Raw genomic sequence first — 22,736 nt, 5'->3', positions numbered from 1 at the left:
TTCAATGATTGCGTAAAACACGCTGCTGCGCCGCGCGGCGCAGCAGCCACCAAGCAAAAGCGGACGACATATACCACGCCACCACGCCACAGAGCATGAAAAGCGGGGAACTCTGCCGCAGGCCCAGCATCAGCAGGATCGCAAGCAATGTCCACGCCATATAGACGAACGTCACTGTTGCATGCCCCGCACCACTGCGCACCCAGACCTGATAGGAGTGCTGCACGTGGGCGGTCCACCATCGTTCGCCCCGGCGCATGCGCATCAATAACGTCAACCCCGCATCCACCAGAAACGTGGAAAGGGGCAGAAACAGCAAAGGCCACGGCATGGACTGCGTAGCGCTGGCCATGATCGTGATGGCACCCACTGCGTAACCCAACGCCCCGCTCCCTACGTCGCCCAGAAAGATCGCAGCCCGGGGGAAGTTGAAGGGAAGGAAGCCCAGACACGCGGCGGCCAAGGCAAGCGCGACACCCGTCCAGGGCCCACCAATGAAAGCGCCCAACGCGAATGCCACCAGCATGGTCTGGGTCGCCGCCAGGCCATTGATGCCATCCATGAAGTTCCACACATTGACCAGCACGAGGATCGCTATCGCGGCTGCACCGGCCAGCCAGGGGTCCGCGAACACGTGCAGGATCGCGCCGGCAAACAGCGTCGCAGCCACGGCATGTGCACCGAGACGGACCCAAGGTGACGTCGGGCGATGGTCGTCGAACCACCCTGCCCCGGCCACGACGACGAGACCGGCAGCGAAGGCAGCCATCAGCAAGGCCTGGTCGGGCAAGCGGATGGTCAACGCCACGCACGCCACCAGCAATGCGGCCACGATCGCAATTCCGCCGCCTCGCGGTGTGGTGACCGCATGGCTGCGACGCTCATCAGGGCGGTCCAGCAGATCCCGCTTGAGCGCATAACGCCTCGCCAGCCACGTACCGGCCGCCGCGAGAACGAAATACAGGAGCATCCATGCCAGCATGGGTCAGACCACGGCGTAGTTGAGCAGGGGCTTGATCGTCCCCCACTCCTTGCAGCTCGGGCACTGCCAGTGATGGCTGCGCGCACCGAATCCGCAGCGGTTGCACCGATAGCTGGGGTTGCGCACCAGTAGCTGGTCGGTGATGTGCTTGAGATCGTGCAGCGTGGCGAGCGGATCGGCCCCTTCGGCAAGCGTCAGGTCGATCAGCGCCGCCTCGCCGCGGACTGACGGGCGGTCCTTCAGCTGCTGCGCGAGGTAGGCGCGCGCGGCTGCGACGCCATCGGCATCTTCGACCATGCGAGTCAGCGCCAGCACCGGTGAAATGCCGCGATAGTGCTCACACATTTCGGCCAGGAAAGCGCGAGCACCGGGCGCATCGCCCACCCGCTCGTAACAAGCGAGCAATGGCGGAAGAATCTCGGGAAGATAGTCGGTATCGACACGGGCAACGCGCTCGAACGCCCGGATCGCGGCAGCATCCTGACCCGCATCCACCTCGATGCGCCCCTCGAGCATGCCTGCGCGCACCGAGTTGGTGTCGGCCTCGTAGGCCCGTCGCACCGCCTCGCGCGCCTGATCCACTTCGCCAGCGGAGCGGTGACGCTCTGCCAGCTCGCACTCGAACTGCGCGATCAGCTTGCCCATCGGCTCGCCGGTCGCTTCCTCGAACCGGCGCGCGTTCTCGATCGCCTTGTCCCAGTCGCGCTCCGCCTGGTAGATGCCGATCAGGTGGCGCAACGCCAACGGCGCGCGCATGTCCAGGGCCACCAGGTCGCTGAAGACGGTTTCCGCACGATCGAGCAGGCCGGAACGCATGTAGTCCTCGCCCAGCGCCAGCAACGCCTGTACACGCTGGTGGTCGCTCAGGCCCGGGCGCTGCACGAGCGCCTGGTGAAGGCGGATCGCCCGATCGACCTCGCCCCGGCGGCGGAAGAGATGTCCCAGCGCCACCTGTGTCTCGAAGGTGTCCTTGTCGAGTTCGGCGATGTGCAGGAACAGCTCGATGGCCTTGTCGGGCTGTTCGTTGAGAAGGTAGTTGAGGCCACGGAAGTACGTGGTCGACAGGCGGCTGACCTGAGTGTCGCTGTGACGCTCACCGCCGCGCCGGCCGACGATCCAGCCGCTGACCGCTGCGATCGGCAGCAGCAGGAAAAACCAGAACCACTCGCTGATGAACTCCATCGATCAGGCTCCGGGCGGCATGCCGTGGCGTTCGGCGCGCGCAAGGCGGCGGCGGAGCGGCAGCACCAGGCTGGCGCTGATGGCCAGACCGCCGATCAGCACGCCGGAAAGCAGTGCGACGATGAGCGCGACGCCGAGGTTGGTGGTGATGGTGGTGAAACCGAAGTCGATACTGATCAGACCGCGGTTGAGCGCGCCGACGACGGCACCTAGAGCGAGGCAGGCGAACGCTACGAGGAATCGGATCAAGCGCATGACGGCGGGCTCCGGCCAACTTACGCGACTAGCTTAGCGGACCTCGCGTACGGGTCCAGCGGACGATATTGCGGGGTGACTTGCGTCAGTCGACTTCGTCGACGGGCGCGACGCTGCTGACGCGCTCGCGCAGTTCCTTGCCAGGCTTGAAATGCGGCACGTGCTTGCCGCGCAGCGCGACCGACTCGCCGGTCTTGGGGTTGCGACCCAGGCGCGGCGGCCGGTAATGCAGGGAGAAGCTTCCGAAGCCGCGGATCTCGATCCGCTCTCCGGTCGAGAGTGCGCCACCCATCATCTCGAGCAGGGCCTTGACTGCCAGATCCACGTCTTCGCCCTTCAGGTGGGCCTGACGCTGGGAAAGGATCTCGATCAGCTCGGATTTGGTCATGGGCGAAACGTGCACGCTCTTCCAATGTGATGGCACCGGGTGCCAGACGGAAGACGACCCGGCCGAAGCCGGGCCGTCCCCGTGGTACTACTGCAAGACTTCACACCGCGGCCGCATGACGGCCGCGGTGCTTACGGCTTACTCGGACTTGTTGCCCAGCTGCTCGCGCAGCAGCGCGCCCAGCTTGGTCGTGCCGCTCGAAGCATCGGACGACTGACGGTTGTAGTCCGCCAGCGCTTCCTGCTGCTCGGCTTCGTCCTTGGCCTTGATCGACAGCTGCATCGAACGGCCCTTGCGGTCCGTGCCGATGATCTTGGCTTCGACTTCGTCGCCGACCTTCAGGTGCTGCGAAGCGTCGTCGACGCGCTCCTTGGCGATGTCGCGGGCAGCAATGTAGCCCTCGACGCCGCCGTCGAGCTCGACGATTGCGCCCTTGGCGTCAACTTCCTTCACCTTGCCCTTGACGATCGAGCCCTTGGCGTTGGTAGCCACGTACTGACCCATCGGGTCCTGCTCAAGCTGCTTGACGCCCAGGCTGATGCGCTCGCGCTCCGGATCGACGGCCAGCACGACGGCTTCCAGCGTGTCGCCCTTCTTGAAGTTGCGGACCACGTCTTCGCCGGTGGTGTTCCAGCTGATGTCCGACAGGTGCACCAGGCCGTCGATGCCGCCGTCCAGGCCGATGAAGATGCCGAAGTCGGTGATCGACTTGATCTGGCCCGACACCTTGTCGCCCTTCTTGTGGATCGCCGCGAAGGTTTCCCACGGGTTGCTGGTGACCTGCTTCATGCCCAGCGAGATGCGGCGGCGCTCTTCATCGACGTCCAGGACCATGACCTGCACCTCGTCACCGACCTGCACGATCTTCGACGGGTTGACGTTCTTGTTGGTCCAGTCCATCTCGGAGACGTGCACCAGACCCTCGACGCCCGGCTCGATCTCGACGAACGCACCGTAATCGGTGACGTTGGAGACCTTACCGAACACGCGGGTCTGCGCCGGGTAGCGGCGCGCGATGTTGTCCCACGGATCCTCGCCCAGCTGCTTGAGGCCCAGCGAAACACGGTTGCGCTCGCGGTCGTACTTGAGCACGCGGACGTCGAGCTCCTGGCCGACTTCCACGACTTCCGACGGATGACGCACGCGCTTCCACGCCATGTCGGTGATGTGCAGCAGGCCATCGATGCCACCGAGGTCGACGAACGCACCGTAATCAGTGAGGTTCTTGACGACGCCCTTGAGGATCGCGCCTTCCTGCAGCTTCTCCATCAGCTGCTCGCGCTCGACGCTGTACTCGCTCTCGACCACCGCACGGCGGGAGACGACGATGTTGTTGCGCTTGCGGTCAAGCTTGATGAGCTTGAACTCGAGTTCCTTGCCTTCGAGGTAGGCGGAGTCGCGCACCGGACGGACGTCGACCAGCGAGCCCGGCAGGAAGCCGCGGACATCCTTGATGTCGACGGTGAAGCCGCCCTTGACCTTGCCGCTGATGCGGCCGGTGATGGTCTCGTTCTTCTCGAGCGCCTGCTCGAGTTCGTCCCACACCATGGCGCGCTTGGCCTTCTCGCGCGAAAGGATGGTTTCGCCGAAGCCGTTTTCGATCGAGTCGAGAGCGACCTTGACTTCGTCGCCTTCGGCGACGTCGATTTCGCCGGCGTCGTTACGGAACTGTTCGATCGGCACGATGCCTTCGGACTTCAGGCCGGCGTTGATCACGACCACGTCGCCACGGACCTCGACGACGACACCGGTGACGATGGCGCCCGGCTTCAGCTTCGCCAGATTGGTCTGGCTCTGTTCGAACAGTTCGGCAAATGATTCGGTCATTGGAAAATACTCTGTTGAACACACGGGCCGCACCGGCTGTCAGGGTTGTCCGCAACGGACAACTACAAGCAGCACGTGGTCGACCCACCCGTTATGTGGCGCGATGCAGCTACGCCATGTGTTGTTGGATTGAAAACCGCCACTTCGGTTACAAACGAGGCGACGGAACTTTTCTGCTGCGTGGGAAACGCGCTCAGCGCGCCGGCAACAACGCCAGCACGCGCTCGACCACCTCGTCGATGCCCAGACCGGTGGTGTCGATGCGAACGGCATCATCAGCCGGTCGCAAAGGTGCCACCACCCGCTGGGCGTCGCGGGCATCACGGGCGAGGATCTCCCGCAGCAGACCATCTAAAGTAACGGAAACCCCCTTGTCTTTCAACTGCTTATAACGCCTTTCCGCCCGCTCATCGGCGCTGGCGGTCAGAAAGACCTTGTGAGGTGCGTCGGGGAAAATCACCGTCCCCATGTCGCGCCCATCCGCCACCAGGCCGGGGGCTCGACGAAAAGCGCGCTGGCGATCCTTCAGGGCAGCCCGCACTTCGGGAATGGCCGCGATGGCGGACGCGGCCGCGCCGGATGTCTCCGTGCGAAGCTCATCGGTGGCATCCAGCCCATTGACGATGATCCTGAGCTCTCGCGAGACATCGTCTTCGATAAAGTCAATATTGGTGTCGAACGTGCAGCGAACGAGCGCGGCCGGGTCAGCCAGATCAATGTCGGCCCACCCCGCGGCCACGCCGACGGCCCGGTAGAGCGCGCCGGAGTCCAGGTAATGCCAGCTCAGGCGCTGGGCGACGAGCCGGCTGATCGTGCCCTTGCCGGAGCCGGAGGGGCCGTCAATGGTCAGGACGGGGATGAAATCGGGAAAGTCGGTGCTGTTCATGCATCCATTATGAGGCCCGACCCGTCGATACGCTGGCGTGGGACCCGAATCTTTTTGCGTAACCACTTGATCAACGGAGTAACTGCCCGCTAGAATTGCGGGCTTCGTTCTATTCACCTGTTGCCGAGGTCTGTCATGAAGGTCCTGTCCTCCCTGAAGTCGGCGAAGGCCCGTCACCGCGACTGCAAGGTCGTTCGCCGCCGTGGCAAGGTCTTCGTGATCTGCAAGTCGAACCCGCGTTTCAAGGCTCGTCAGCGCTAATCAGCTTGTCCTCCGCCTGCGGAGGGCTTGCCCGAAGTACCGAAGGCCGCCGAAAGGCGGCCTTTCGCTTTTCCGGAGCGCTTCCGGTTGTGTGCGCAAACCGTGACGGCGTCTTGCTGCCGCAGCATGCATGCTTATGCGTACAATCCGCCCGTCCACTGGGGAGTGCACGCAATGAAATCCCGAATTGCCGTCGTTTCGCTGTCCGCCCTGCTCGCCCTGTCCGGCGCCGCATCGGCCGACACGCTTTTGATCGAGCGCGTGCAGGAAGAAAACAAGGCCGAAATGCCCACCCGCGGCCAGACCATGGCCGAGGTCGAAGCCAAGTACGGCGCACCATCCGAGAAACTCGACCCGCAGGGCGGCCAGAAGCGCCAGTGGCCGACAATCAACCGCTGGGTCTATCCGACGTTTACCGTCTACTTCGAGAAGAGTCGCGTCGTCGACGTAGTCGCCAACAAGGCCAGCGCCGAGGAAGTCGGCCCGAAGCCGCCGATCAAGTGAATCCTGACCCGCTCGCGCAGCGAGCGGGTTCGCCAAGACGCCATCGCCGCGAAGGCGGGGATTCAGCAATTCCAGCGCTGCAAATCAATCAGGCATGCGGCGGGCTATCATTGCCCGCCGTTTTTCCTTTGCAGATGCCATGAGCCCGAATGCCATTCGCTTCCCCGCGGAGTGGGAACCCCAGTCCGCGATCCTGATCGCGTGGCCGAACGCCGACACCGACTGGGCCGATCGCCTGGGCGACGTCGAGGAGACCTACATCGCGCTGGTGGCAGCGATCACGCGTTTCCAGCCGGCCATCGTCATCGTCGCCGACGAAGACGTGGAAGCGTATGCCCAGGCCCGCCTGTCTTCGGCACGCATCGACATGACGCAGGTGCGTTTCGTCGAGGCGCCCTATGACGACACCTGGCTGCGCGATTCCGGACCGATTTCGCTGCGCGAAGGCGACGGATTCAGGCTGCTCGACTTCCGCTTTACCGGCTGGGGCGGCAAGTTCGACGCGAGCCAGGACGATCTGCTGGTAGAGCGCTTGCACGATGCCGGAACCTTCCTGAAGAGTTCACGGCAAGGCATTGATTTTGCGCTGGAAGGTGGCGCGATCGAAACCGACGGCGCGGGCACGCTGCTGAGCACCTGGCAGTGCCTGCACGAGCGCCACCCGGGCGCCAGCCGCGAGGAAATCACCGCGAAGCTCACCGATTGGTTGCGCCAGGACCGCGTGCTGTGGCTCGACCATGGCTATCTGGAAGGCGACGACACCGATGCCCACATCGACACCCTCGCCCGCTTCGCCGGCCCGGATGCGATCGTCTACCAGGGCTGCGACGACCCGTCCGATTCGCACTACGACGAACTCCAGGCGATGGCCGCGGAACTGGCCGCACTGCGCACCCGCGATGGCAAGCCATATCGCCTGTTCGAGTTGCCATGGGCAAAGCCGATCATCGATGAAGGCCGCCGCCTTGCCGCCAGCTATGCGAACTTCCTGATCGTCAACGGCGCGGTGCTGATGCCGGCTTACGGCGATCAAGCGGATAAGCGCGCCGAGGCGGTGCTGGCCGAGGCATTCCCCGATCACGAAATCGTGGCGGTGCCATGCCGCCCTCTGATCTGGCAGAACGGCAGCCTGCACTGCATCACCATGCAATTGCCGCAGGGCCTGGTGGCCTGATACGCGCGCATCCCCTTGACCTGCAGGCGGGCATCACCCGCCTACAATGTGCCCGTCCCCGGAGTTCATCCCCACGATGAAGAAGACCACCCTTCCCGTCGCACTGATCCAGGATCGCGACCACGGCAGCCGTGAAGCCAACCTGGCCAACATCGAAACCCGCGTAGCCGAGGCCGCAGCAAACGGCGCGCGTCTGGTGTTGTTGCAGGAACTGCACAATGGCCCGTACTTCTGCCAGCACGAATCCGTGCACGAGTTCGACCTGGCGGAGACGATTCCCGGCCCGAGCACCGAGCGCCTGGCCCAGTTGGCCAAGCAGCACAAAGTGGTGCTGGTCAGTTCGCTGTTCGAGAAGCGCGCGACGGGCCTGTACCACAACACTGCGGTGGTGTTCGATGCCGACGGCTCCACCGCCGGCAAGTACCGCAAGATGCACATTCCGGACGATCCGGGTTTCTACGAGAAGTTCTATTTCACGCCCGGCGACATCGGCTTCGAGCCGATCGATACGTCCGTCGGCCGTCTCGGCGTGATGGTGTGCTGGGACCAGTGGTATCCGGAAGGCGCGCGGATGATGGCGCTGGCTGGCGCCGAACTGCTGCTGTATCCCACGGCCATCGGTTGGGATCCGGATGACGAACAGCCCGAGAAGGATCGCCAGCGCAACGCCTGGATCCTGAGCCATCGCGGCCACGCGGTCGCCAATGGGCTGCCGGTGCTGAGCTGCAACCGCATCGGTCACGAAGCCTCGCCGCTGGGCACGTCGGGCATCCGCTTCTGGGGTTCCAGCCATGTGCTCGGGCCGCAGGGCGAGTTCCTTGCGGAAGCCAACCAGGACAATCCGGAAATCCTGATGGCGGAGGTCGACCTGGAGCGCAGCGAACACGTCCGCCGTATCTGGCCGTTCCTGCGCGACCGCCGCATCGACGCTTACGGCGACCTGCTCAAGCGCTACCGCGACTGAGCCGTTGACGACTGACCTGCTGATCCGTTCCGCGATCGCCGGCGACCTCCCGGCGATCACCGCGCTTTACGCCGCGGAGGTCGATCAGCATGTCGCTACCTACGAATACTCCGCTCCGGACGAAGCGGAGATGGTCCGTCGTTGGTCGGGCATCGTTGCTCAAGGCTACCCATACATCGTCGCCGAACTGGACGGTCGATTTGCCGGCTACGCCTATGCCAGCAGCTACCGCAGCCGTGACGGCTACCGCTGGACGGTCGAAGACACGGTGTATGTCGCACCCGTTGCCCAAGGCTGTGGCGTCGGTCGCGCACTGCTGCAGCGCCTGATCGACGAATGCGCGGCGCTGGGCTACCGGCAGATGGTCGCCGTCATCGGTGACATCACCAACGTCCCCTCGATCGCGCTCCACGAGCGCCTGGGATTTCGCACCGTCGGCGTGTTCCATGGCCTGGGCCGCAAGCACGGTCGCTGGCTGGACACGGTCCAGATGCAACTCGATCTGGGTCCCGGGCGCGAATCGCCGCCCGAGGCTGAACAGGCCTCCTAGTCTGCCCGACGAACGGCGCACAATAAAACGAACGGACGTGCTATTTTGCACGCATGTCCGCACTCACCGCCACTACCAAAGGCGCCGCCACCCGCGAGGCGATCATCGACCGCGCTTACGGCATCGCCTGCTCGGCTGGGCTCGAGGGCCTCTCGATCGGCCCGCTGGCCCATGCGGTAGGGATGTCCAAGAGCGGCGTGTTCGCCCACTTCGGTTCCCGCGAAGACCTGCAGTTGGCGGTATTGGACGCGGCAGGCGAGCGTTTCGTCGCCCAGGTGCTCTACCCGGCATTGAAGGCGCCGCGCGGCATTCCGCGTCTGCGCGCCATTGCCGAAGGCTGGTTCGAGTGGGCGCGGCAGTCGGAAGGCGGCTGTGTGCTTCTCAGCGCCGCCAGCGAGTACGACGATCGCCCAGGCCCCCTGCGAGACCGCATCATCCGCAACGAACGCCTCTGGCGTGAGCAGATCACGCGCGCCGTGCAGATCGCCGTCGATGCCGGCGACGTGGCTGCTGACACCGATGCAGAGCAGATGGCCTTCGAGCTGTATGCCTTGGCGTTGACGGTTCACCATGACGCCGGCCTGTTCGGCTTTGAACTCGCGGTCAGCCGAGGGCGTCGCGCCCTGGAACGGCTGTTCCGCTCTTACACCCCTTAACCCTGCCCCCCACCCGCTCAAGCGGAGGTTTGTGCCGTGATCCCGATCATCGCCAAAATTAGCACGACCGTTCGTAACCTGGCGCAGCTTTACGGATTACGCCTGGGGTTCGTTTTCGGCAGCCATGTGGCGCCGCAAGCGACCCTCAAGCGCGCAGCGCGCCTGTTCAGCACGCCCATGGCGTCGTCGCGCTCGCGTGCGCTCGCCGCCTCGACGTGCGGCGCACGGCAAATCGAGCTCCTGGTGGACGACCACCGCATAGCCGCCTACGTCTGGGGAGATCCGAAGGCCCAGCCGTATGTCCTGTTCGCACATGGTTGGTCCAGCCATGGCACGCGCATCGCCGCATGGTTGCCGCAACTTCGCGCTGAAGGGTATGCGGTCGTGGCATTCGATCAGCCTGCGCATGGCCGCAGTCCGGGCCGGCAGGCCACCCTGCCTGACTTCACTCGCCATCTGCTCGCGGTCGGCAATCACTTCGGCCCAGCCGCGGCCGTGATCGGTCACTCGCTGGGCGGTGCGGCGACCATGCTCGCCATGGCGCGCGGACTGCAGGCCGAGCGGGCCGTGCTGATCGCCCCGGCGGCCGACCCTGTCGCCGCCGCCGAGCGCTTCGCCGGCCTGATGTGGATCGGCGCCAACCTGTGCCAGCGGATGTTCTCGTACTTCGAGCGCATCGTCGGCACCACCTTCGATGAGCAGCAGACGCACCGCAATGCGCCGGTCATCGGACGTCCCGCACTGATCGTCCACGACCTGGAGGACCGCGACGTGCCGTGGTCCGAAGGCGAGCGTTATGCCCGCTACTGGCCGGACTCGCGCCTGCTGACCACGCGCGGGCTGGGCCATCGCAGGGTCCTCGACGACAGCGGCGTCATCACCGCGGGCATGCGGTTCCTGAGCGGGGAAGAAGTCGGCGAGCACCTGGTGTCCAGTCCCAACCTGCCCTTCGGCGTGGCCTGAGCCGCATTCCGTTGCCGGGTGCAACGGCAGGCCCTAAGCTCTGCCGCTGATTCCAAGCATCGATACGACGGCGCCTTGATCGGCGCCGTCGTGCTGATGGGACCACCGCAGGCAATATCGAATGTACGCAGCTGAAAACATCCTCGTCCGCACCGGGGCAAACGCATGACCACCGCCCTGCAATCCGTGCTGGACACCCAGCCGCATGCGATCGTCGAACGCGAGGGCGTGCGTTACACGCTGCTCGGCACCGCGCACGTGTCCCAGGCCAGCGTCGACGCGGTGCGTGACGCGATCGGCAGCGGCGCCTTCGACGCCGTGGCTGTCGAACTCGACGCGCAACGCCTGCAGGCTCTGACCGACCCGGAAGCGCTGGCCCGCCTCGACCTGATCGAAGTGATTCGCACGGGGAAGACTGCGCTGTTCGCTGCCAACCTGGCCCTCGCCGCCTACCAGCGCCGCCTGGCCGAGCAACTGGGTATTGAACCGGGCGCGGAACTCAAGCGTGCCGTGCTGGAAGCCCGCCAGCGCGAACTGCCCGTGCACCTGATCGATCGCGATGTGGGCCTCACCTTCAAGCGCGCATCGCATCGCCTGGGCTGGTGGAGCCGCGCCAAACTGGGCGGCGGCCTCCTGGCCGCCTTGTTCGCCGACGAGGAAGTCGGCCACGACGAGATCGAGAAGCTCAAGCAGGGCGACATGCTCGAGTCGAGCTTCGGCGAGTTCGCCAGTGACAGCCCGGAGCTGTACGAAAGCGTGATCGCCGAGCGCGACCGTTACATGGCGGCGCGTCTGCGTGAAAGCCACGGGCCGGCGCGCGAAGTGCTCGCGGTCGTCGGTGCCGGCCACCTGCAGGGCCTCGCCAAACATCTGCGCGAAGAAACCCGTCCGCCGGAAGTCATCCGCGAGGCGCTCGAAGCGCTGCCGAAGAAGAGCGACATCCCGTGGTTCACGATCGCGCTATCGGCATTCGTGCTCGGCGGCTTCGCCTGGGGTTTCTGGCGCGGCGGCATCGATGTCGGTTCCGAGCTGCTGCTGCAATGGGTACTCGCCACCGGCGTGCTGGGTGCGATCGGCTGCGCCATTGCCGGCGGACATCCGTTGAGCATCCTGACAGCGTTCGTCGCCTCGCCCATCACGCCGCTGCATCCGGCGCTCGCTTCCGGTACGTTGAGTGCGCTGGTCGAAGCCTGGCTGCGCAAACCCACGTATGCGGACTTCATGGCGCTGCGCGACGACGTGCAGCACTGGCGCGGCTGGTGGCGAAACCGGGTAGCCCGCGTGCTGCTCAACTTCTTCCTGACCAGCCTGGGCACCGCGATTGGCGTTTGGACCGGCGGATTGCGAATGCTGGGGCGGCTCGTGGGCTGACCCGAACCGGCATCGTCATGAATGAAAAACGGGAAGGCCAAGCCTTCCCGTTTTTCTTTTCAGTCCGCGAAGGCGTCCCTCATTCCGCCTTCAGTGCCGCGACTGCCGCCGGCGGCACCGCGCTTTCCTTGCCTCGTGCACGGCGCACCATGCGCGCCGTGCCGTTGCGGAGGTCGTCGAGGATCGCGTAGATCGTCGGCAGGAACAGCAGGCTGACGATGGTCGAGAACGCCAGGCCACCCGCAATCGCGCGCGCCATCGGGTAGTACGGAGGACCGTCGCCGCCGATCTGGGTGTTGGTCAGCGAGATCGGCACCATCGCTAGGATCGCCGTGCCCATCGTCATCAGGATCGGGCGCAACCGCTCGCGGCTGCCCTCCACCAGTGCTTCGGTGCGCGACAGGCCACGCCGGCGCAGGTTGTTGATGTGCTCGATCATGACGATGCCGTTGTTCACCACCACACCCATCAGCACCAGGATGCCGATGAAGGCCATGATGTTGAACTCGGTGCCGGTCAGCCAGAACAGCCAGAAGACGCCGAATACCGAGAACAGCACGCCGCTCATGATGGCCGACGGGAACAGCAGCGACTCGAACACCGCCGCCATCACCACGTAGATCATGATCAGCGCGATCAGCAGATTGAACATCATCTGCTTACTGGCATCCGCCTCGTCCTCGAAAGCCCCACCTTCGAAGGTGTAGTTGTAGCCGGCCGGGAACTCGATCGACTTGAGCGTTTCCTCCATGGCCTTGCGCGCTTCGGGGACGGTCACCTTTTCAGCCAGGTTGGCCTGGATGGTGACCGTGGTCTGGCGATTGGATCGCTGGACCTGGGTCGCCGCGGGACGCACGGCGACATTCACCATCGCCAGCAACGGAACGGTGCGGCCGTCCGGCGCACGCACCGTGAACGCCGACAGGTCCTCGGTACCGTACTTCTCGGCACCGGCGAAACGGACCCACACGGGCACTTCCGTATCGCCGCGGCGGAACTCGCGCAGCGGTGCGCCACGCAATGCCAGGCCGACGAAGCTCGCCACTTCCTGCGCGCTGAAGCCGAATGCCGCCGCGCGATCCCGGTCCACGTGGACCGCCAGTTCGCTGTTCTGGTCGCCGGTGTCCACGCGCACATCGCGCAGTTCCTTGCGGCGCGACAGGATCGGAACGATGTCCTTGCCCAGCGCGACCAGTTGCTCGGTCGAATCGCCGACCAGCTGCACCTGCACGTTCTGGCCAGGCTGGCCACCGCCGCCCTGCCCGCCCTGGTCGCCGATGCCGATGTTGGCGCGCGCCGACTTCGGCAGGTCCTTGCGGATCTGCTCGATCAGCTTCTTGCTCTCGCTGACGTGGTCGGTGTCAAGGGTCAGGATGGTGCCGCCCCAGCCCTGCTCGCTATAGAACGAGTAGATCTGCTTGAGGTGGTACTGCTTGCGGCGGGCGTCGAAGAACTGTTCGACCTTGAGGATCTCGGCCGACATCTGCTCCTTCGTGTAGGCGCCCTTCCACTGGTAGAACATCTGGATCTTGTCGCCCTCGTCGCCGCCGAACATGTTCTTCTTGGTCAGCACCATCGGCACGCAGCTGATGGCGACGATCAGGAAGATGCCCAGCACGCTCCAGCCGCGATGCTCCAGGGTCCAGCGCAGCAGGTGCGCATAGCGCTTCTGCATGCGGGGAATGATGCCATTCTCCGAGCGCACCGCCGGTGGCGTCTTCAGGCGTGCCGACAGCATCGGGATCAGGCTGACTGCGACCAGCCACGACGCCAGCAGCGAGACCGAGATCGTGATGGCGATCTGCGACAGGTAGATGCTGAGGAAATTGCGCTCGCCGAACAGGTTCGGCAGGAACACGATGCAGTGGCACAACGTGCCGGCGGAGAGCGCGATGGCGACGTGCTTGGTGCCCATTATCGAGGCCAGCCGCGGCTGGTCGGGCATGCGTTCGCGCTCCTGGTAGATGCTTTCGACCACCACCACGGCATTGTCGACCAGCATGCCAACCGCGAGCAGCAACCCCATCATCGAGAGGATGTTGAGGGTGACGCCGGTGAAGTACATGAAACCCAGCGTCATCACGAAGCAGATCGGAATGGCGAGGGTCACCATCGCGGTGGATGGCCAGTGACGCAGGAAGAAGAACAGCACCGCGATCGACAGCAGCAGGCCGATGCCACCGGCCTCGGCCAGTTCCAGCAGCGACTTGGTGACGTTCTCGCCCTGGTTCTCGATGATGATGACCTGCAGGTCGCTCAGCTCGGGCTGCTGGCGGATCGCTTCCACCTCTTTCAAGGCATCCTTGGAAACCTGCACCAGGTTGGCATTGCGCTCCTTGAAGATGTCCAGGCCCACCGCGACGCGTCCGTCCAGGCGACGCCCGTAGTCCAGGCGAGCCGGCTTCATGTGCACCTCGGCGATGTCGCCCAGGCGCACGCCGTTGGAGCCGATCACGAGGTCGCGCAGCTGCTGGAGATCGGTGATCTCGCCCACCGGCTGCACCCGAAGGCGCTGGCCGTTGTCGTCGATCTCGCCTGCCGACACCGAGAAGTTGACGTTCTTCAGGCGCGTGGTGAGGTCGTTGATGCTGAGGTTGTGCGCGACCAGGCGATCGGGACTGATCGCGATCTCGACCTCGTTCGGTGCCGCACCGGTCACATCGACGCGGGCCACGCCGGCGATGCGCTCGATGCGCCGCTTGAACTCGCGCTCGATCATGTCGTAGGAGCCGGTCAGGTCGCCCTTGGCGGCCAGACGCACCTTGAGTACCGGCTGATCGGTGGTCGAGAACTTGAGGACGTTGTAGCGCTGCAGGTCCTCGGGCAGGTCGTCCCGGATCGCATCGATGCGTTCACGCGCCTCGGACGCCGCGATGGCAACATCGCGGCTCCAGTCGGAGAACTGCATGAAGATCTGGGCGCCGTCCGATCGCGCATTCGAATCGATGCGCTTGATGCCGGTCATGGTCGACAACGCTTCTTCCACCGGGCGCAGCACGGTCCGCTCCACCTCCTCCGGCGTCGACCCCGTGTAGGGCATCTGCACGAAGATGAAGGGCGGGGAGACCTCCGGGAAGGCCTCCAGGGGCAAGCGCACCGCCGCGATCAACCCGATTACGAACAGCGACACGAACAGCATGATGCACGTGACGGGCCGCTTGATGCTCAGTTCGGCGATGGTCATGGGCGCATACCTCAGGCCTTGCCGGGTTCGGTGGACTGACCGGGGTCGACGAGCGGAGCTTCCTCGTCGTCGATCAGCGCAACGACTGCTTCGTGCTCCCGGCGAGCGCGGCGGCCGCGCTCGCGGTAGTACTCATCGCCACGGCGATCGAGCAGGTCGTACACCACGGGGATCACCACCAGGGTCAGCAGCGTCGATACCAGCAGGCCACCGATCACCGTGATCGCCATCGGCGACCGCACTTCCGCACCCTCACCAAACGCCAGCGCCAGCGGCAGGAAGCCGAACAGCGTGCAGGCCGTGGTCATGATGATCGGACGCAGGCGCGAACGGGCACCTTCGACAAGCGCTTCCTGCTTCGGCGTGCCGTGTTCGCGTAGCTGGTTGACCTTGTCGATCAGGATGATGGCGTTCTTCACCACCAGGCCGACCAGCAGGATCAGGCCGATGAAGACCACCACCGAAACCGGCGAATTGGTCAGCAGCAGCGCCAGCACCGCGCCCACCAGGGCCAGCGGGATGGTGAACAGGATGACGAACGGGTGCAGCAGCGACTCGAACTGCGAGGCCATGACCAGATACACGAGGAACACGGCCAGGCCGAAGGCGAACAGCAGCGACTTCACCGACTCGGCCAACTCCTCGCCCTGACCGCCGATATGCATCCGCACGTCGGCGCCCAGCGGGTCCTTCTCGACCATCTTCTGCACTTCGTCGACCGCCGTACCGAGGTCGATGTCGCGCAGGTTGGCCGAGACGATGGCCACGCGCACCTGGTCGGCGCGGTGGATTTCGCTCGGGCCCGTCGTGGCAACCACGTCGGCCACCGAGTCCAGCGTCACCGGGCGCGAACTGCCCGGATTGACGATCAGGCGACGGATGCTTTCCACCGACGCGCGATCGTTCTCCTGGGCGCGCACCAGCACGTCGATCTTGCGATCGCGGAAGCTGTAGCGCGTGGCGACGTCGCCGCGCACCTTCTTCACCACGACATCGGCGATCTGGCGCGTGGTCAGGCCGAGCGCACCCGCGCGATCCTGGTCGAAGCGCACCTGGATCTCCGGGAAGCCCTGCTCCACCGTCGACTTCACGTCGGCGTAGTGCGGGTTCTTGCGCAACATGGCGGCCATCTGCTGGCCGGCACGTTCGATCGTGGCCAGGTCCTGCCCGCGCAGCTCGATTTCCAGCGGCGTGGAGAAGCTGAAGAGCTCCGGCCGGGCGAAGTCGACCTGCGCGGATGGATACGCCTTCATGGTCTGGCGCAGACGCTCGGTTTCAGTAGCCTCCACTTCCTTGCTGCCACCGTTGGCCATCACCACCGTCAGCTTGCCGATGTTCTCGCCGCTTTCAGTGGGACTTGCATCGAGGCGGGTGCCGCTGCCACTGACGCCATACAGCGTCTTGATGTCCGCGTCCTTGTCGTGCTTGGCCTGCAAGGTACGCACTAGCGCATCGGTGTCGCGCAGCGGTGTGCCCGGAGGCAGCTTGACCGTCATTTCGAAACGGTCCTGTGCCAGCTGCGGGATCAGATCGGCACCGAGCATCGGCACCAGCAGCAGCGTGCCGAAGAATGCCGCGGCGGCGACGCCCAGCACCTTCCACGGATGGCCCATCGCCGCCGGCAGCACCCGCAGGTACGCGCGTTCGGCGCGGCCGTACGGAGCCATGGCGAGATCGCTGGCCTTGCGCATGACCGGGCCGACCACCGCCACGATGCCGCGCCAGGCGCGCACGATCACCCAGGCGAAGCCGAAGCTGGCACCGCGCGTGCCCACGCCCAGACCGTGGCCGGTCGCGGCCAGCGGCTTCTGCCACTTCGCGTCCGGCTTCCAGCGCGGATGCGCCGGCTCTTCTGGGAACGCCATCGACGGCTTGTCCTTGAGCGCGCTGAGCATCGGGATCAGCGTCATCGCCACCAGCAGCGAGATGGCGATGGCGAGCGCCACCGTCAACGCCTGGTCGCGGAACAGCTGGCCCGCGATGCCCTCGACGAACACCAGCGGCAGGAACACCGCAACGGTGGTCAGCGTCGAAGCGACCACGGCCATGCTCACTTCGCGAGTACCGGCGATCGCGGCTTCGAGTATTCCCAGTCCCCGCTCACGCGCCTTGGCGATGCTTTCCAGCACGACGATCGAGTCGTCCACCACCAGGCCGGTAGCCAGCGCCAGGCCGCCGAGCGACATGACGTTGAGGCTCAGCCCGAACTGGTCCATGAAGAAGAACGTGGTGATGATCGAGACCGGCAGCGACAGCGCGATCACGAACGTGCTCCAGCCATCGCGCAGGAACAGGAAGATGATCAGCACCGCCAGTGCGCCGCCGATCACGGCATCCATCTTCACGTCGGAGATCGCGTGGCGGATGAACTGCGACTGGTCGTCGATGACGGTCAGTTCGACGTCATCGGGCATCTGCTCCTTGATGTCCTTCAGCTTGGCCTGCACCGCATCGGCGGTGGACACCGTGTTGGCATCGCCTTCCTTGTAGATCGCCAGCTCGACCGCTTCGCGGCCGCCCAGACGAATGATCGCTTCGCGCTCCTTGAAACCCTGGCGCACGTCGGCGACGTCCTTCAGGCGCACGGGCATGCCACCCGCGATCGAGGAGCTCGAGGAGGAGTTGGCGTTCTGCACCGACGCCGCCGCGGCCATCGCCTCGGCATTGCCGGTGGCGGCAGCAATCGCCGCCATCTGCGCAGCAGCGCTGGCCTGCGCGGAGTTGCCGGCGGCCTGCGTGGTCACCAGCATCTCGCGGATTTCAGCGACATTCGCGAACTGGTTGACGGTGCGCACCAGGTAGCGTTGCGAGCCTTCCTCGAGACGACCGCCGGAGATGTTGATGTTCTCCTGCTGCAGGCGCTGGATGACGGTGTCGATCGGCAGGTTGAGCTGGGCCAGCTTCTGCTGGTCGATATCCACCTGGATCTCGTCCTCGAGACCGCCGCCGACCTTCACCGCGGCCACGCCCTCGACCGGCTCGAGCTTCTTCTTGAGATCGTCGTCGGCGTAACGGCGCAGCATCGTCAGCTGGCGCACGTCGTCGCTCGAGCCCTTGGACGAGAGCGCGAGGCGAAGAATCGGTTCGGTCGAAGGATTGAAGCGCAACAGCACCGGCGCCTTGGCTTCCAGCGGCAGCTGCAACACTTCCAGCTTGTCGCGGACCTCCAGGCTGGCCTGGTCCATGTCGGTGCCCCAGGCGAACTCGAGCACGACATCGCTCTGGCCCGTACGCGAGACCGACTTGAGCTTGCGCAGCCCCTTCACCACGCCCACGGCTTCTTCCACCGGCTCGGAGATCAGCGTCTCGATCTCGGTCGGGGCGGCACCGGTGTACTCGGTGCGCACCGTCAGCGTGGGATAGCTCAGGTCAGGCAGCAGGTTGACCTTGAGGTTGAACAGCGAGATCACCCCGAACAGCACGAAGGTGATCATGAACATGAAGATCGTCACCCGGCGACGGGTGGAGAACTCGACGAGGTTGAACGAGCCCTCGTGGTGCGAGGGCTGCGATGCATTGGGTTCGGACACGGGGGCTCTCCGAGCTGTTACTGCTTAGTGCCTTCGGACTTCTTGTCGGCCGCCGCAACCTCGCGGTCCTTGCCGGGCGCTCCGATGACCTGCACGGCGGTGCCATCCCGCAGCGCGGTCTTGCCGGCGGTGACGACCTGCTCGCCTTCCTTCACGCCCTGGCGGATTTCCGCCCAGGCACCGTCGACGTAACCGAGCTTCACGGACACGCGCTTGGTCTTGTTGTCACCGCCGATCACGAACACCGCCGGATCGCCCTCGTCCTCGAGCAGCGCGACGCGCGGCACCACCAGGGCATCCGCACGCTGGTCGTAGTCGATCTTGATGCGGCCGAACATGCCCGGCTGCAGCACCCCGTCGCCGGCGAAGGAGCAGATCACGCGGAACGTGCCGCTGCCCGAATCGACCACCGGCGAGACGCGATCGACCATGCCGGTGAAGCTCTTGCCCGGGAGCGCGTCGACCTGCAGCAGCACCGGCTGGCCCGCTTTCAGCGTGGCCAGTTCGCGTTCGGGCACGTTCAACGTGGCCTCCAGGCGCGACGTGTCGACGATGCGGAAGATCGGCGTGTTGATCTGCACGAAATTGCCGGTCTTGATCGAGCGCGACGCGATCACGCCCGAGATCGGCGCCTGCACGTTGGCGTAGGACAGCTCGAGGTTGGCCATGTGGTTGGCCGCACGCGCTTCCTCGAGGTCGTAGCGGAGCTGGTCGTTGTCGTTGGCGCTGAGCAGCTTCTGCTCGGCCATCTGCTTGGCGCGGGCGTAGTTGGCCTCGAGCTTGCGCATCTGCGCCGCGGTCTGGGCCGCCTGCAGCTGCGAGCGTGCCGAGTCGAGGCGGACCAGAGTCTGGCCCGCGGTGATCTTCTGGCCTTCCTCGACAAGCACGTTCAGTGCCACGCCGGAGGTCTTGGCGATCACCTGCGACTCGGCCACCGGCTCCAGCGGAGCGGTGCCGGTGTAGCTGGCGGCGACGGCACGGCGCGAGGCCTTGGCGACTTCGACCGGGACCGCTTCAGGTCCCTTGTCCTTGCCTTCCTTGGCCTGCGCTTCACCGGCCCCGCCCTGCCCCTTGCAGGCAGCCAGCAGGAGCAGGCAGGGCAGCATGACGGCAGCGGCGCGTGCGCTGCGGATTCGGGTGAAGTGACGCATCTGATTGAACCCCAATGGCTGAATTCCGGGCTGTATGCCGGTGTTGTATGAAGGTATATCACCTCCTCCGGCGCACACATCCGCCGAAGGTCATGGTGACTGGAGCCATGCGCTCGCCGAGGACCGGCGGCCGGAGCGAGGCTGCACTCACTCCATTGTCTGATGCGGGATGAGACGACTTCGTTGCATCCGCATCGCACGTTATACTCCACCGCTTATGCGCAGCCCACTTGGCTGTGCCGCACGCGACAACACCCTTAGCCAGCCATTTCGAGATTGCGGACTACGACATGATGCGACCGCTGATGATCGCCGCCTGCTTCGCCCTGACCGCCGCTGCGTCCGTCGCATCGGCCCAGGAAGCGGCCCAGGCCACTCCGGCTCCCGCCACCACGGCCGCTCCGGCCATCAAGGGCGATGCCGCCAAGGGCCGCCAGCTCACCTACACCTGCCAGGGCTGCCACGGCGTCACCGGCTACAAGAACGCCTATCCGAACTATCACGTGCCGAGGATCGGCGGCCAGTCGGCTGCGTACCTGACGAGCGCGCTGACCGAGTACAAGAAGGGCAGCCGCAAGCACCCGACCATGCAGGCGCAGTCCCAGAGTTTCTCGGACCAGGACATCGCCGACATCGCCGCGTTCCTTTCGACCCTGAAGTGAGTGAGCAGAAGTCCATGACGATCAAGAACCTCGCCATCGCCCCTGCTCTGCTCGTGCTGGCCGCCGCCCTGACGGCGTGCTCCGGCGGCGACACGCCCGCCGAGCACTCCGCTGCCGACCGCGGCGCCGGCCACAGCTCGTCGTCCGCCGGCCTGCCCGCCGGCCACATCGCCGCTGGCGAGAAGCTGGCCAGCACCAAGGGCGCGACTGGTCAGTCCTGCGTCGACTGCCACGGCGCCGAAGGCAATGCGCCGATCGACGATACGTACCCGAAGCTGGCCGGGCAGTACTACGACTACATCGCCCATGCCCTGCAGGCTTACCGTTCCGGCGACCGCGAGCATGCGCTGATGTCGGGCCAGGCCAAGGAGCTGACCGACCAGCAGATCGCCGACCTGGCGGCCTACTTCGGCTCCCGCAAGAGCAATCTGCGCGACCTGCACGGCGCACACTGATCGCTCGCGACACGTTGCATGAAAAAGGCCCGCATCGCGGGCCTTTTTCTTTCCGGGCTTTCTGACGCTGCTGCGGCACTACGGCCTGACGCTGCCGTTGTCTTCCTGCAGAGCCGGCTTGAACGGGATGTCGGGGGGTGGCCTGGCGCCTGCCGGCTGATCATTGAGATTCGGATCGACGATGCCGCAGCCGCCACCGAACGCGAGCAGCGTAACGTCGCAGACGATCCGCTTGCTGGTGCCCGGAATCGGAATGAGCACGCGCTTGATGCTCTTGCGCACCCATTCCTGCAGCAGCGTTTCGCTCGGCCGCCAGTACTTGTCGAAGGCCGTCGGCTCGTAGTCCGTCGGCTTGCGCTTGAGCCAGACGCCGGCACGGTCGAGGTCCTTGATCTCTTCGGTGATGGTGCCTGGCGGCTGCCCTGGCGAAGCCGATCCTGGCGTCTCGGCCATGCGCACGCTGCCATCGGGGTTGTAGAGCCCGGGCTCCTGGCCTGCCGGTCCGCCCGGGCGGTCGCGGGTGGACGCGCCCCAGTCGTCACCGCGCTTGGGGCTCGGCAATCCCGGGGGCGCTGCGGTCTGCGGACCGGCGCCGCTGGGAGCCGTCGGGCGCGCAGGCACGGGTGCCGCCGCCGAAGACGGACCCGTAGCCGGCGCCGTGGTGGCCGCCGTGGTGGATGTCGCCGTCGCCGGAGCGGGCGTCGTCGAGGCGGGAGCCGCCACCGGTGCGCTGGAGGGCGGGCCCGCTGGCGCCGGGGAGACAGCCGAAGCCGCTGCCACCGGCGGCCGAGGAGACGGAATATCCGCTGTACGCACGGTCGGCGTGGGTGCCTGAAGTTCCGGAACGGAAGTGGGCGGCACCTTCACCTCCGGCAGCACCGGACGCGGCAGCGGCACCGGAATTTCCCGGGCGGTGACCTCAGGCGTGCGGGCCGTCAGCTCGGGCGCTTCGACCCGGCGTTGCGGCAATTCGCGCTGGCGCGCCTGCAGGGGCTCGGGCACTTCGACGGCCTGGACCTGCCGCGGTTCGACGCGGAGTTCCGGTGCGGTGAGAGGCGGCTCCTCGACCCGGCGCCGTGTCGGCGGCAGCACGAAGACCGTCGGCTCGCTGGGCACCGGCTCACTCACCAGAACGGGTTGCTCCGCTGCGGGTGGCGGCTCGGGCACGTCACGCTGCGCCACGTCCGGCGGCGGCGCTTCGAGGGTAGGCACGATGTCGGCCGGCGCGACGCTGGTCTGCGGCGATGCCAGTTGCGGTGCCGTTGCCGGGGAAGGAGCGACCTTCGATGGCGCCGACGAGGGCGCTGCCGGCACAGGCGACGACACACCACCCGTCTGCTGTGGCGTGCCGCGACCGATGTACTCGACCTGCACGACATTCTCGCCGGTGGACGGCGTTCCCAACGCCATGAACCGGATGTACATCAGCCAGATGAGCAGCACGCTGAAGAACAGGTGCCAGAGCGCCGACACGATGCCGGCGATCCAGCGGACCTTGCGTTCCTCCGGCTCGGGCGGTTGCCATTGCTGGCGCCAGAGCGTGGCGAATGCCTGCCAGCGCGTGAGCTCGCCGGCACGCCGCGGGGGCGTGGAAAGCGGCCTGTGCAGGAACTCCGCGACGATCTGTTCGCTCGGGGCACCGGTGACTGCACCGGCCCGCTCGCGCATCGTGTCGAACCACGTCTGCCAGCCGGCCGGAAACTCACCCGCAGGTCGCCTCTGACGCGGCGACCTCAGCAGCATGCGTCGCTGCAGGGCTTGGATCAGATCGGCGGCGGAGAACATCTACGT

At 65.7% G+C, this 22,736-nt stretch carries 20 protein-coding genes; 10 read left to right on the top strand and 10 right to left on the bottom strand.

Annotation, left to right across the window (positions count from 1 at the left end):
• Window position 1 precedes the first annotated feature (1 nt).
• The 6 genes from IU514_RS12150 to cmk form a co-directional block, all read right to left on the bottom strand.
• On the bottom strand, window positions 2–982 hold the full coding sequence (locus tag IU514_RS12150; protein WP_194931374.1) for an MraY family glycosyltransferase: 981 nt from the start codon (window positions 980–982) through the stop codon (window positions 2–4).
• 3 nt (window positions 983–985) lie between these two features.
• Window positions 986–2,164 (bottom strand): lipopolysaccharide assembly protein LapB, encoded by a 1,179-nt coding sequence (lapB, locus tag IU514_RS12145; protein WP_194931373.1) that lies wholly within the window; start codon window positions 2,162–2,164, stop codon window positions 986–988.
• A gap of 3 nt (window positions 2,165–2,167) precedes the next feature.
• Window positions 2,168–2,419, bottom strand: coding sequence for a lipopolysaccharide assembly protein LapA domain-containing protein (locus tag IU514_RS12140; RefSeq protein WP_194931372.1), 252 nt, complete (start codon window positions 2,417–2,419; stop codon window positions 2,168–2,170).
• A gap of 85 nt (window positions 2,420–2,504) precedes the next feature.
• Window positions 2,505–2,822 (bottom strand): integration host factor subunit beta, encoded by a 318-nt coding sequence (locus tag IU514_RS12135; RefSeq protein ID WP_324187831.1) that lies wholly within the window; start codon window positions 2,820–2,822, stop codon window positions 2,505–2,507.
• A gap of 123 nt (window positions 2,823–2,945) precedes the next feature.
• Window positions 2,946–4,634 carry a 30S ribosomal protein S1 gene (gene rpsA, locus IU514_RS12130; RefSeq protein WP_194931370.1) on the bottom strand — a complete coding sequence of 563 codons (1,689 nt, stop codon included), beginning with the start codon at window positions 4,632–4,634 and terminating at the stop codon, window positions 2,946–2,948.
• A gap of 193 nt (window positions 4,635–4,827) precedes the next feature.
• On the bottom strand, window positions 4,828–5,520 hold the full coding sequence (gene cmk / locus IU514_RS12125; protein ID WP_194931369.1) for a (d)CMP kinase: 693 nt from the start codon (window positions 5,518–5,520) through the stop codon (window positions 4,828–4,830).
• Between the two features lie 135 nt (window positions 5,521–5,655).
• Here cmk and ykgO point away from each other — a divergent pair, with 135 nt between their 5' ends.
• The 8 genes from ykgO (at window position 5,656) to IU514_RS12085 (ending at window position 11,963) form a co-directional block, all read left to right on the top strand.
• Window positions 5,656–5,781 carry a type B 50S ribosomal protein L36 gene (gene ykgO, locus IU514_RS12120; RefSeq protein WP_010342887.1) on the top strand — a complete coding sequence of 42 codons (126 nt, stop codon included), beginning with the start codon at window positions 5,656–5,658 and terminating at the stop codon, window positions 5,779–5,781.
• 174 nt (window positions 5,782–5,955) lie between these two features.
• Entirely contained in the window at window positions 5,956–6,285 is a 330-nt protein-coding gene (locus IU514_RS12115) for a hypothetical protein (RefSeq protein WP_194931368.1), read from the top strand.
• A gap of 139 nt (window positions 6,286–6,424) precedes the next feature.
• Entirely contained in the window at window positions 6,425–7,459 is a 1,035-nt protein-coding gene (locus IU514_RS12110) for an agmatine deiminase family protein (protein ID WP_194931367.1), read from the top strand.
• Window positions 7,460–7,535: 76 nt separating this feature from the next.
• Entirely contained in the window at window positions 7,536–8,423 is an 888-nt protein-coding gene (locus IU514_RS12105; RefSeq protein WP_194931366.1) for a carbon-nitrogen hydrolase, read from the top strand.
• A gap of 4 nt (window positions 8,424–8,427) precedes the next feature.
• Window positions 8,428–8,973 carry a GNAT family N-acetyltransferase gene (locus IU514_RS12100; RefSeq protein WP_194931365.1) on the top strand — a complete coding sequence of 182 codons (546 nt, stop codon included), beginning with the start codon at window positions 8,428–8,430 and terminating at the stop codon, window positions 8,971–8,973.
• Between the two features lie 53 nt (window positions 8,974–9,026).
• The gene (locus tag IU514_RS12095) at window positions 9,027–9,629 is read left to right on the top strand and encodes a TetR/AcrR family transcriptional regulator (RefSeq protein ID WP_194931364.1); all 603 of its coding nucleotides are present in this window, start codon (window positions 9,027–9,029) and stop codon (window positions 9,627–9,629) included.
• Window positions 9,630–9,665: 36 nt separating this feature from the next.
• Window positions 9,666–10,592, top strand: a complete 927-nt coding sequence (locus IU514_RS12090) for an alpha/beta fold hydrolase (protein WP_324187830.1) — start codon at window positions 9,666–9,668, stop codon at window positions 10,590–10,592.
• Between the two features lie 165 nt (window positions 10,593–10,757).
• A complete protein-coding gene (locus IU514_RS12085) occupies window positions 10,758–11,963 on the top strand; it encodes a TraB/GumN family protein (RefSeq protein ID WP_194931363.1) in 1,206 nt (401 codons plus the stop codon).
• A 79-nt stretch (window positions 11,964–12,042) separates the two neighbouring features.
• Here IU514_RS12085 and IU514_RS12080 read toward each other — a convergent pair whose 3' ends face one another.
• Genes IU514_RS12080 through IU514_RS12070 form a run of 3 tightly spaced genes read right to left on the bottom strand, consistent with a single transcriptional unit; the run spans window position 12,043 to window position 19,828 of the window.
• Entirely contained in the window at window positions 12,043–15,147 is a 3,105-nt protein-coding gene (locus IU514_RS12080) for an efflux RND transporter permease subunit (protein WP_194931362.1), read from the bottom strand.
• Window positions 15,148–15,158: 11 nt separating this feature from the next.
• Window positions 15,159–18,677, bottom strand: a complete 3,519-nt coding sequence (locus tag IU514_RS12075) for an efflux RND transporter permease subunit (RefSeq protein WP_324187829.1) — start codon at window positions 18,675–18,677, stop codon at window positions 15,159–15,161.
• Window positions 18,678–18,694: 17 nt separating this feature from the next.
• A complete protein-coding gene (locus tag IU514_RS12070) occupies window positions 18,695–19,828 on the bottom strand; it encodes an efflux RND transporter periplasmic adaptor subunit (protein ID WP_194931361.1) in 1,134 nt (377 codons plus the stop codon).
• A 293-nt stretch (window positions 19,829–20,121) separates the two neighbouring features.
• On the opposite strand from IU514_RS12070, the gene IU514_RS12065 reads away from it, so the two are divergent.
• Window positions 20,122–20,490 carry a c-type cytochrome gene (locus IU514_RS12065; RefSeq protein WP_194931521.1) on the top strand — a complete coding sequence of 123 codons (369 nt, stop codon included), beginning with the start codon at window positions 20,122–20,124 and terminating at the stop codon, window positions 20,488–20,490.
• Between the two features lie 14 nt (window positions 20,491–20,504).
• The gene (locus tag IU514_RS12060) at window positions 20,505–20,945 is read left to right on the top strand and encodes a c-type cytochrome (RefSeq protein ID WP_194931360.1); all 441 of its coding nucleotides are present in this window, start codon (window positions 20,505–20,507) and stop codon (window positions 20,943–20,945) included.
• Window positions 20,946–21,023: 78 nt separating this feature from the next.
• Here the strand turns inward: IU514_RS12060 and IU514_RS12055 are convergent, their stop codons facing one another.
• Complete coding sequence (locus IU514_RS12055) at window positions 21,024–22,730, bottom strand: transmembrane repetitive protein (RefSeq protein ID WP_194931359.1); 1,707 nt, start codon at window positions 22,728–22,730, stop codon at window positions 21,024–21,026.
• Window positions 22,731–22,736 lie beyond the last annotated feature (6 nt).

The organism is Lysobacter niastensis (genome assembly GCF_015453285.1).
In the GTDB taxonomy this organism is placed as follows: Bacteria; Pseudomonadota; Gammaproteobacteria; order Xanthomonadales; family Xanthomonadaceae; genus Lysobacter_J; species Lysobacter_J niastensis.
The sequence above is the reverse complement of the archived record's forward strand: the minus strand, read 5'-3'. Positions and strand labels throughout refer to the sequence as shown.

Coding starts and splice junctions, on each gene's coding strand:
- rpsA (WP_194931370.1), bottom strand. CDS start 4,634: ATGACCGAATCATTTGCCGAACTGTTCGAACAGAGCCAGACCAATCTG.
- IU514_RS12140 (WP_194931372.1), bottom strand. CDS start 2,419: ATGCGCTTGATCCGATTCCTCGTAGCGTTCGCCTGCCTCGCTCTAGGT.
- IU514_RS12080 (WP_194931362.1), bottom strand. CDS start 15,147: ATGACCATCGCCGAACTGAGCATCAAGCGGCCCGTCACGTGCATCATG.
- IU514_RS12115 (WP_194931368.1), top strand. CDS start 5,956: ATGAAATCCCGAATTGCCGTCGTTTCGCTGTCCGCCCTGCTCGCCCTG.
- IU514_RS12060 (WP_194931360.1), top strand. CDS start 20,505: ATGACGATCAAGAACCTCGCCATCGCCCCTGCTCTGCTCGTGCTGGCC.
- IU514_RS12150 (WP_194931374.1), bottom strand. CDS start 982: ATGCTGGCATGGATGCTCCTGTATTTCGTTCTCGCGGCGGCCGGTACG.
- IU514_RS12110 (WP_194931367.1), top strand. CDS start 6,425: ATGAGCCCGAATGCCATTCGCTTCCCCGCGGAGTGGGAACCCCAGTCC.
- IU514_RS12070 (WP_194931361.1), bottom strand. CDS start 19,828: ATGCGTCACTTCACCCGAATCCGCAGCGCACGCGCCGCTGCCGTCATG.
- IU514_RS12055 (WP_194931359.1), bottom strand. CDS start 22,730: ATGTTCTCCGCCGCCGATCTGATCCAAGCCCTGCAGCGACGCATGCTG.
- cmk (WP_194931369.1), bottom strand. CDS start 5,520: ATGAACAGCACCGACTTTCCCGATTTCATCCCCGTCCTGACCATTGAC.
- ykgO (WP_010342887.1), top strand. CDS start 5,656: ATGAAGGTCCTGTCCTCCCTGAAGTCGGCGAAGGCCCGTCACCGCGAC.
- IU514_RS12105 (WP_194931366.1), top strand. CDS start 7,536: ATGAAGAAGACCACCCTTCCCGTCGCACTGATCCAGGATCGCGACCAC.
- IU514_RS12065 (WP_194931521.1), top strand. CDS start 20,122: ATGCGACCGCTGATGATCGCCGCCTGCTTCGCCCTGACCGCCGCTGCG.
- IU514_RS12085 (WP_194931363.1), top strand. CDS start 10,758: ATGACCACCGCCCTGCAATCCGTGCTGGACACCCAGCCGCATGCGATC.
- lapB (WP_194931373.1), bottom strand. CDS start 2,164: ATGGAGTTCATCAGCGAGTGGTTCTGGTTTTTCCTGCTGCTGCCGATC.
- IU514_RS12095 (WP_194931364.1), top strand. CDS start 9,027: ATGTCCGCACTCACCGCCACTACCAAAGGCGCCGCCACCCGCGAGGCG.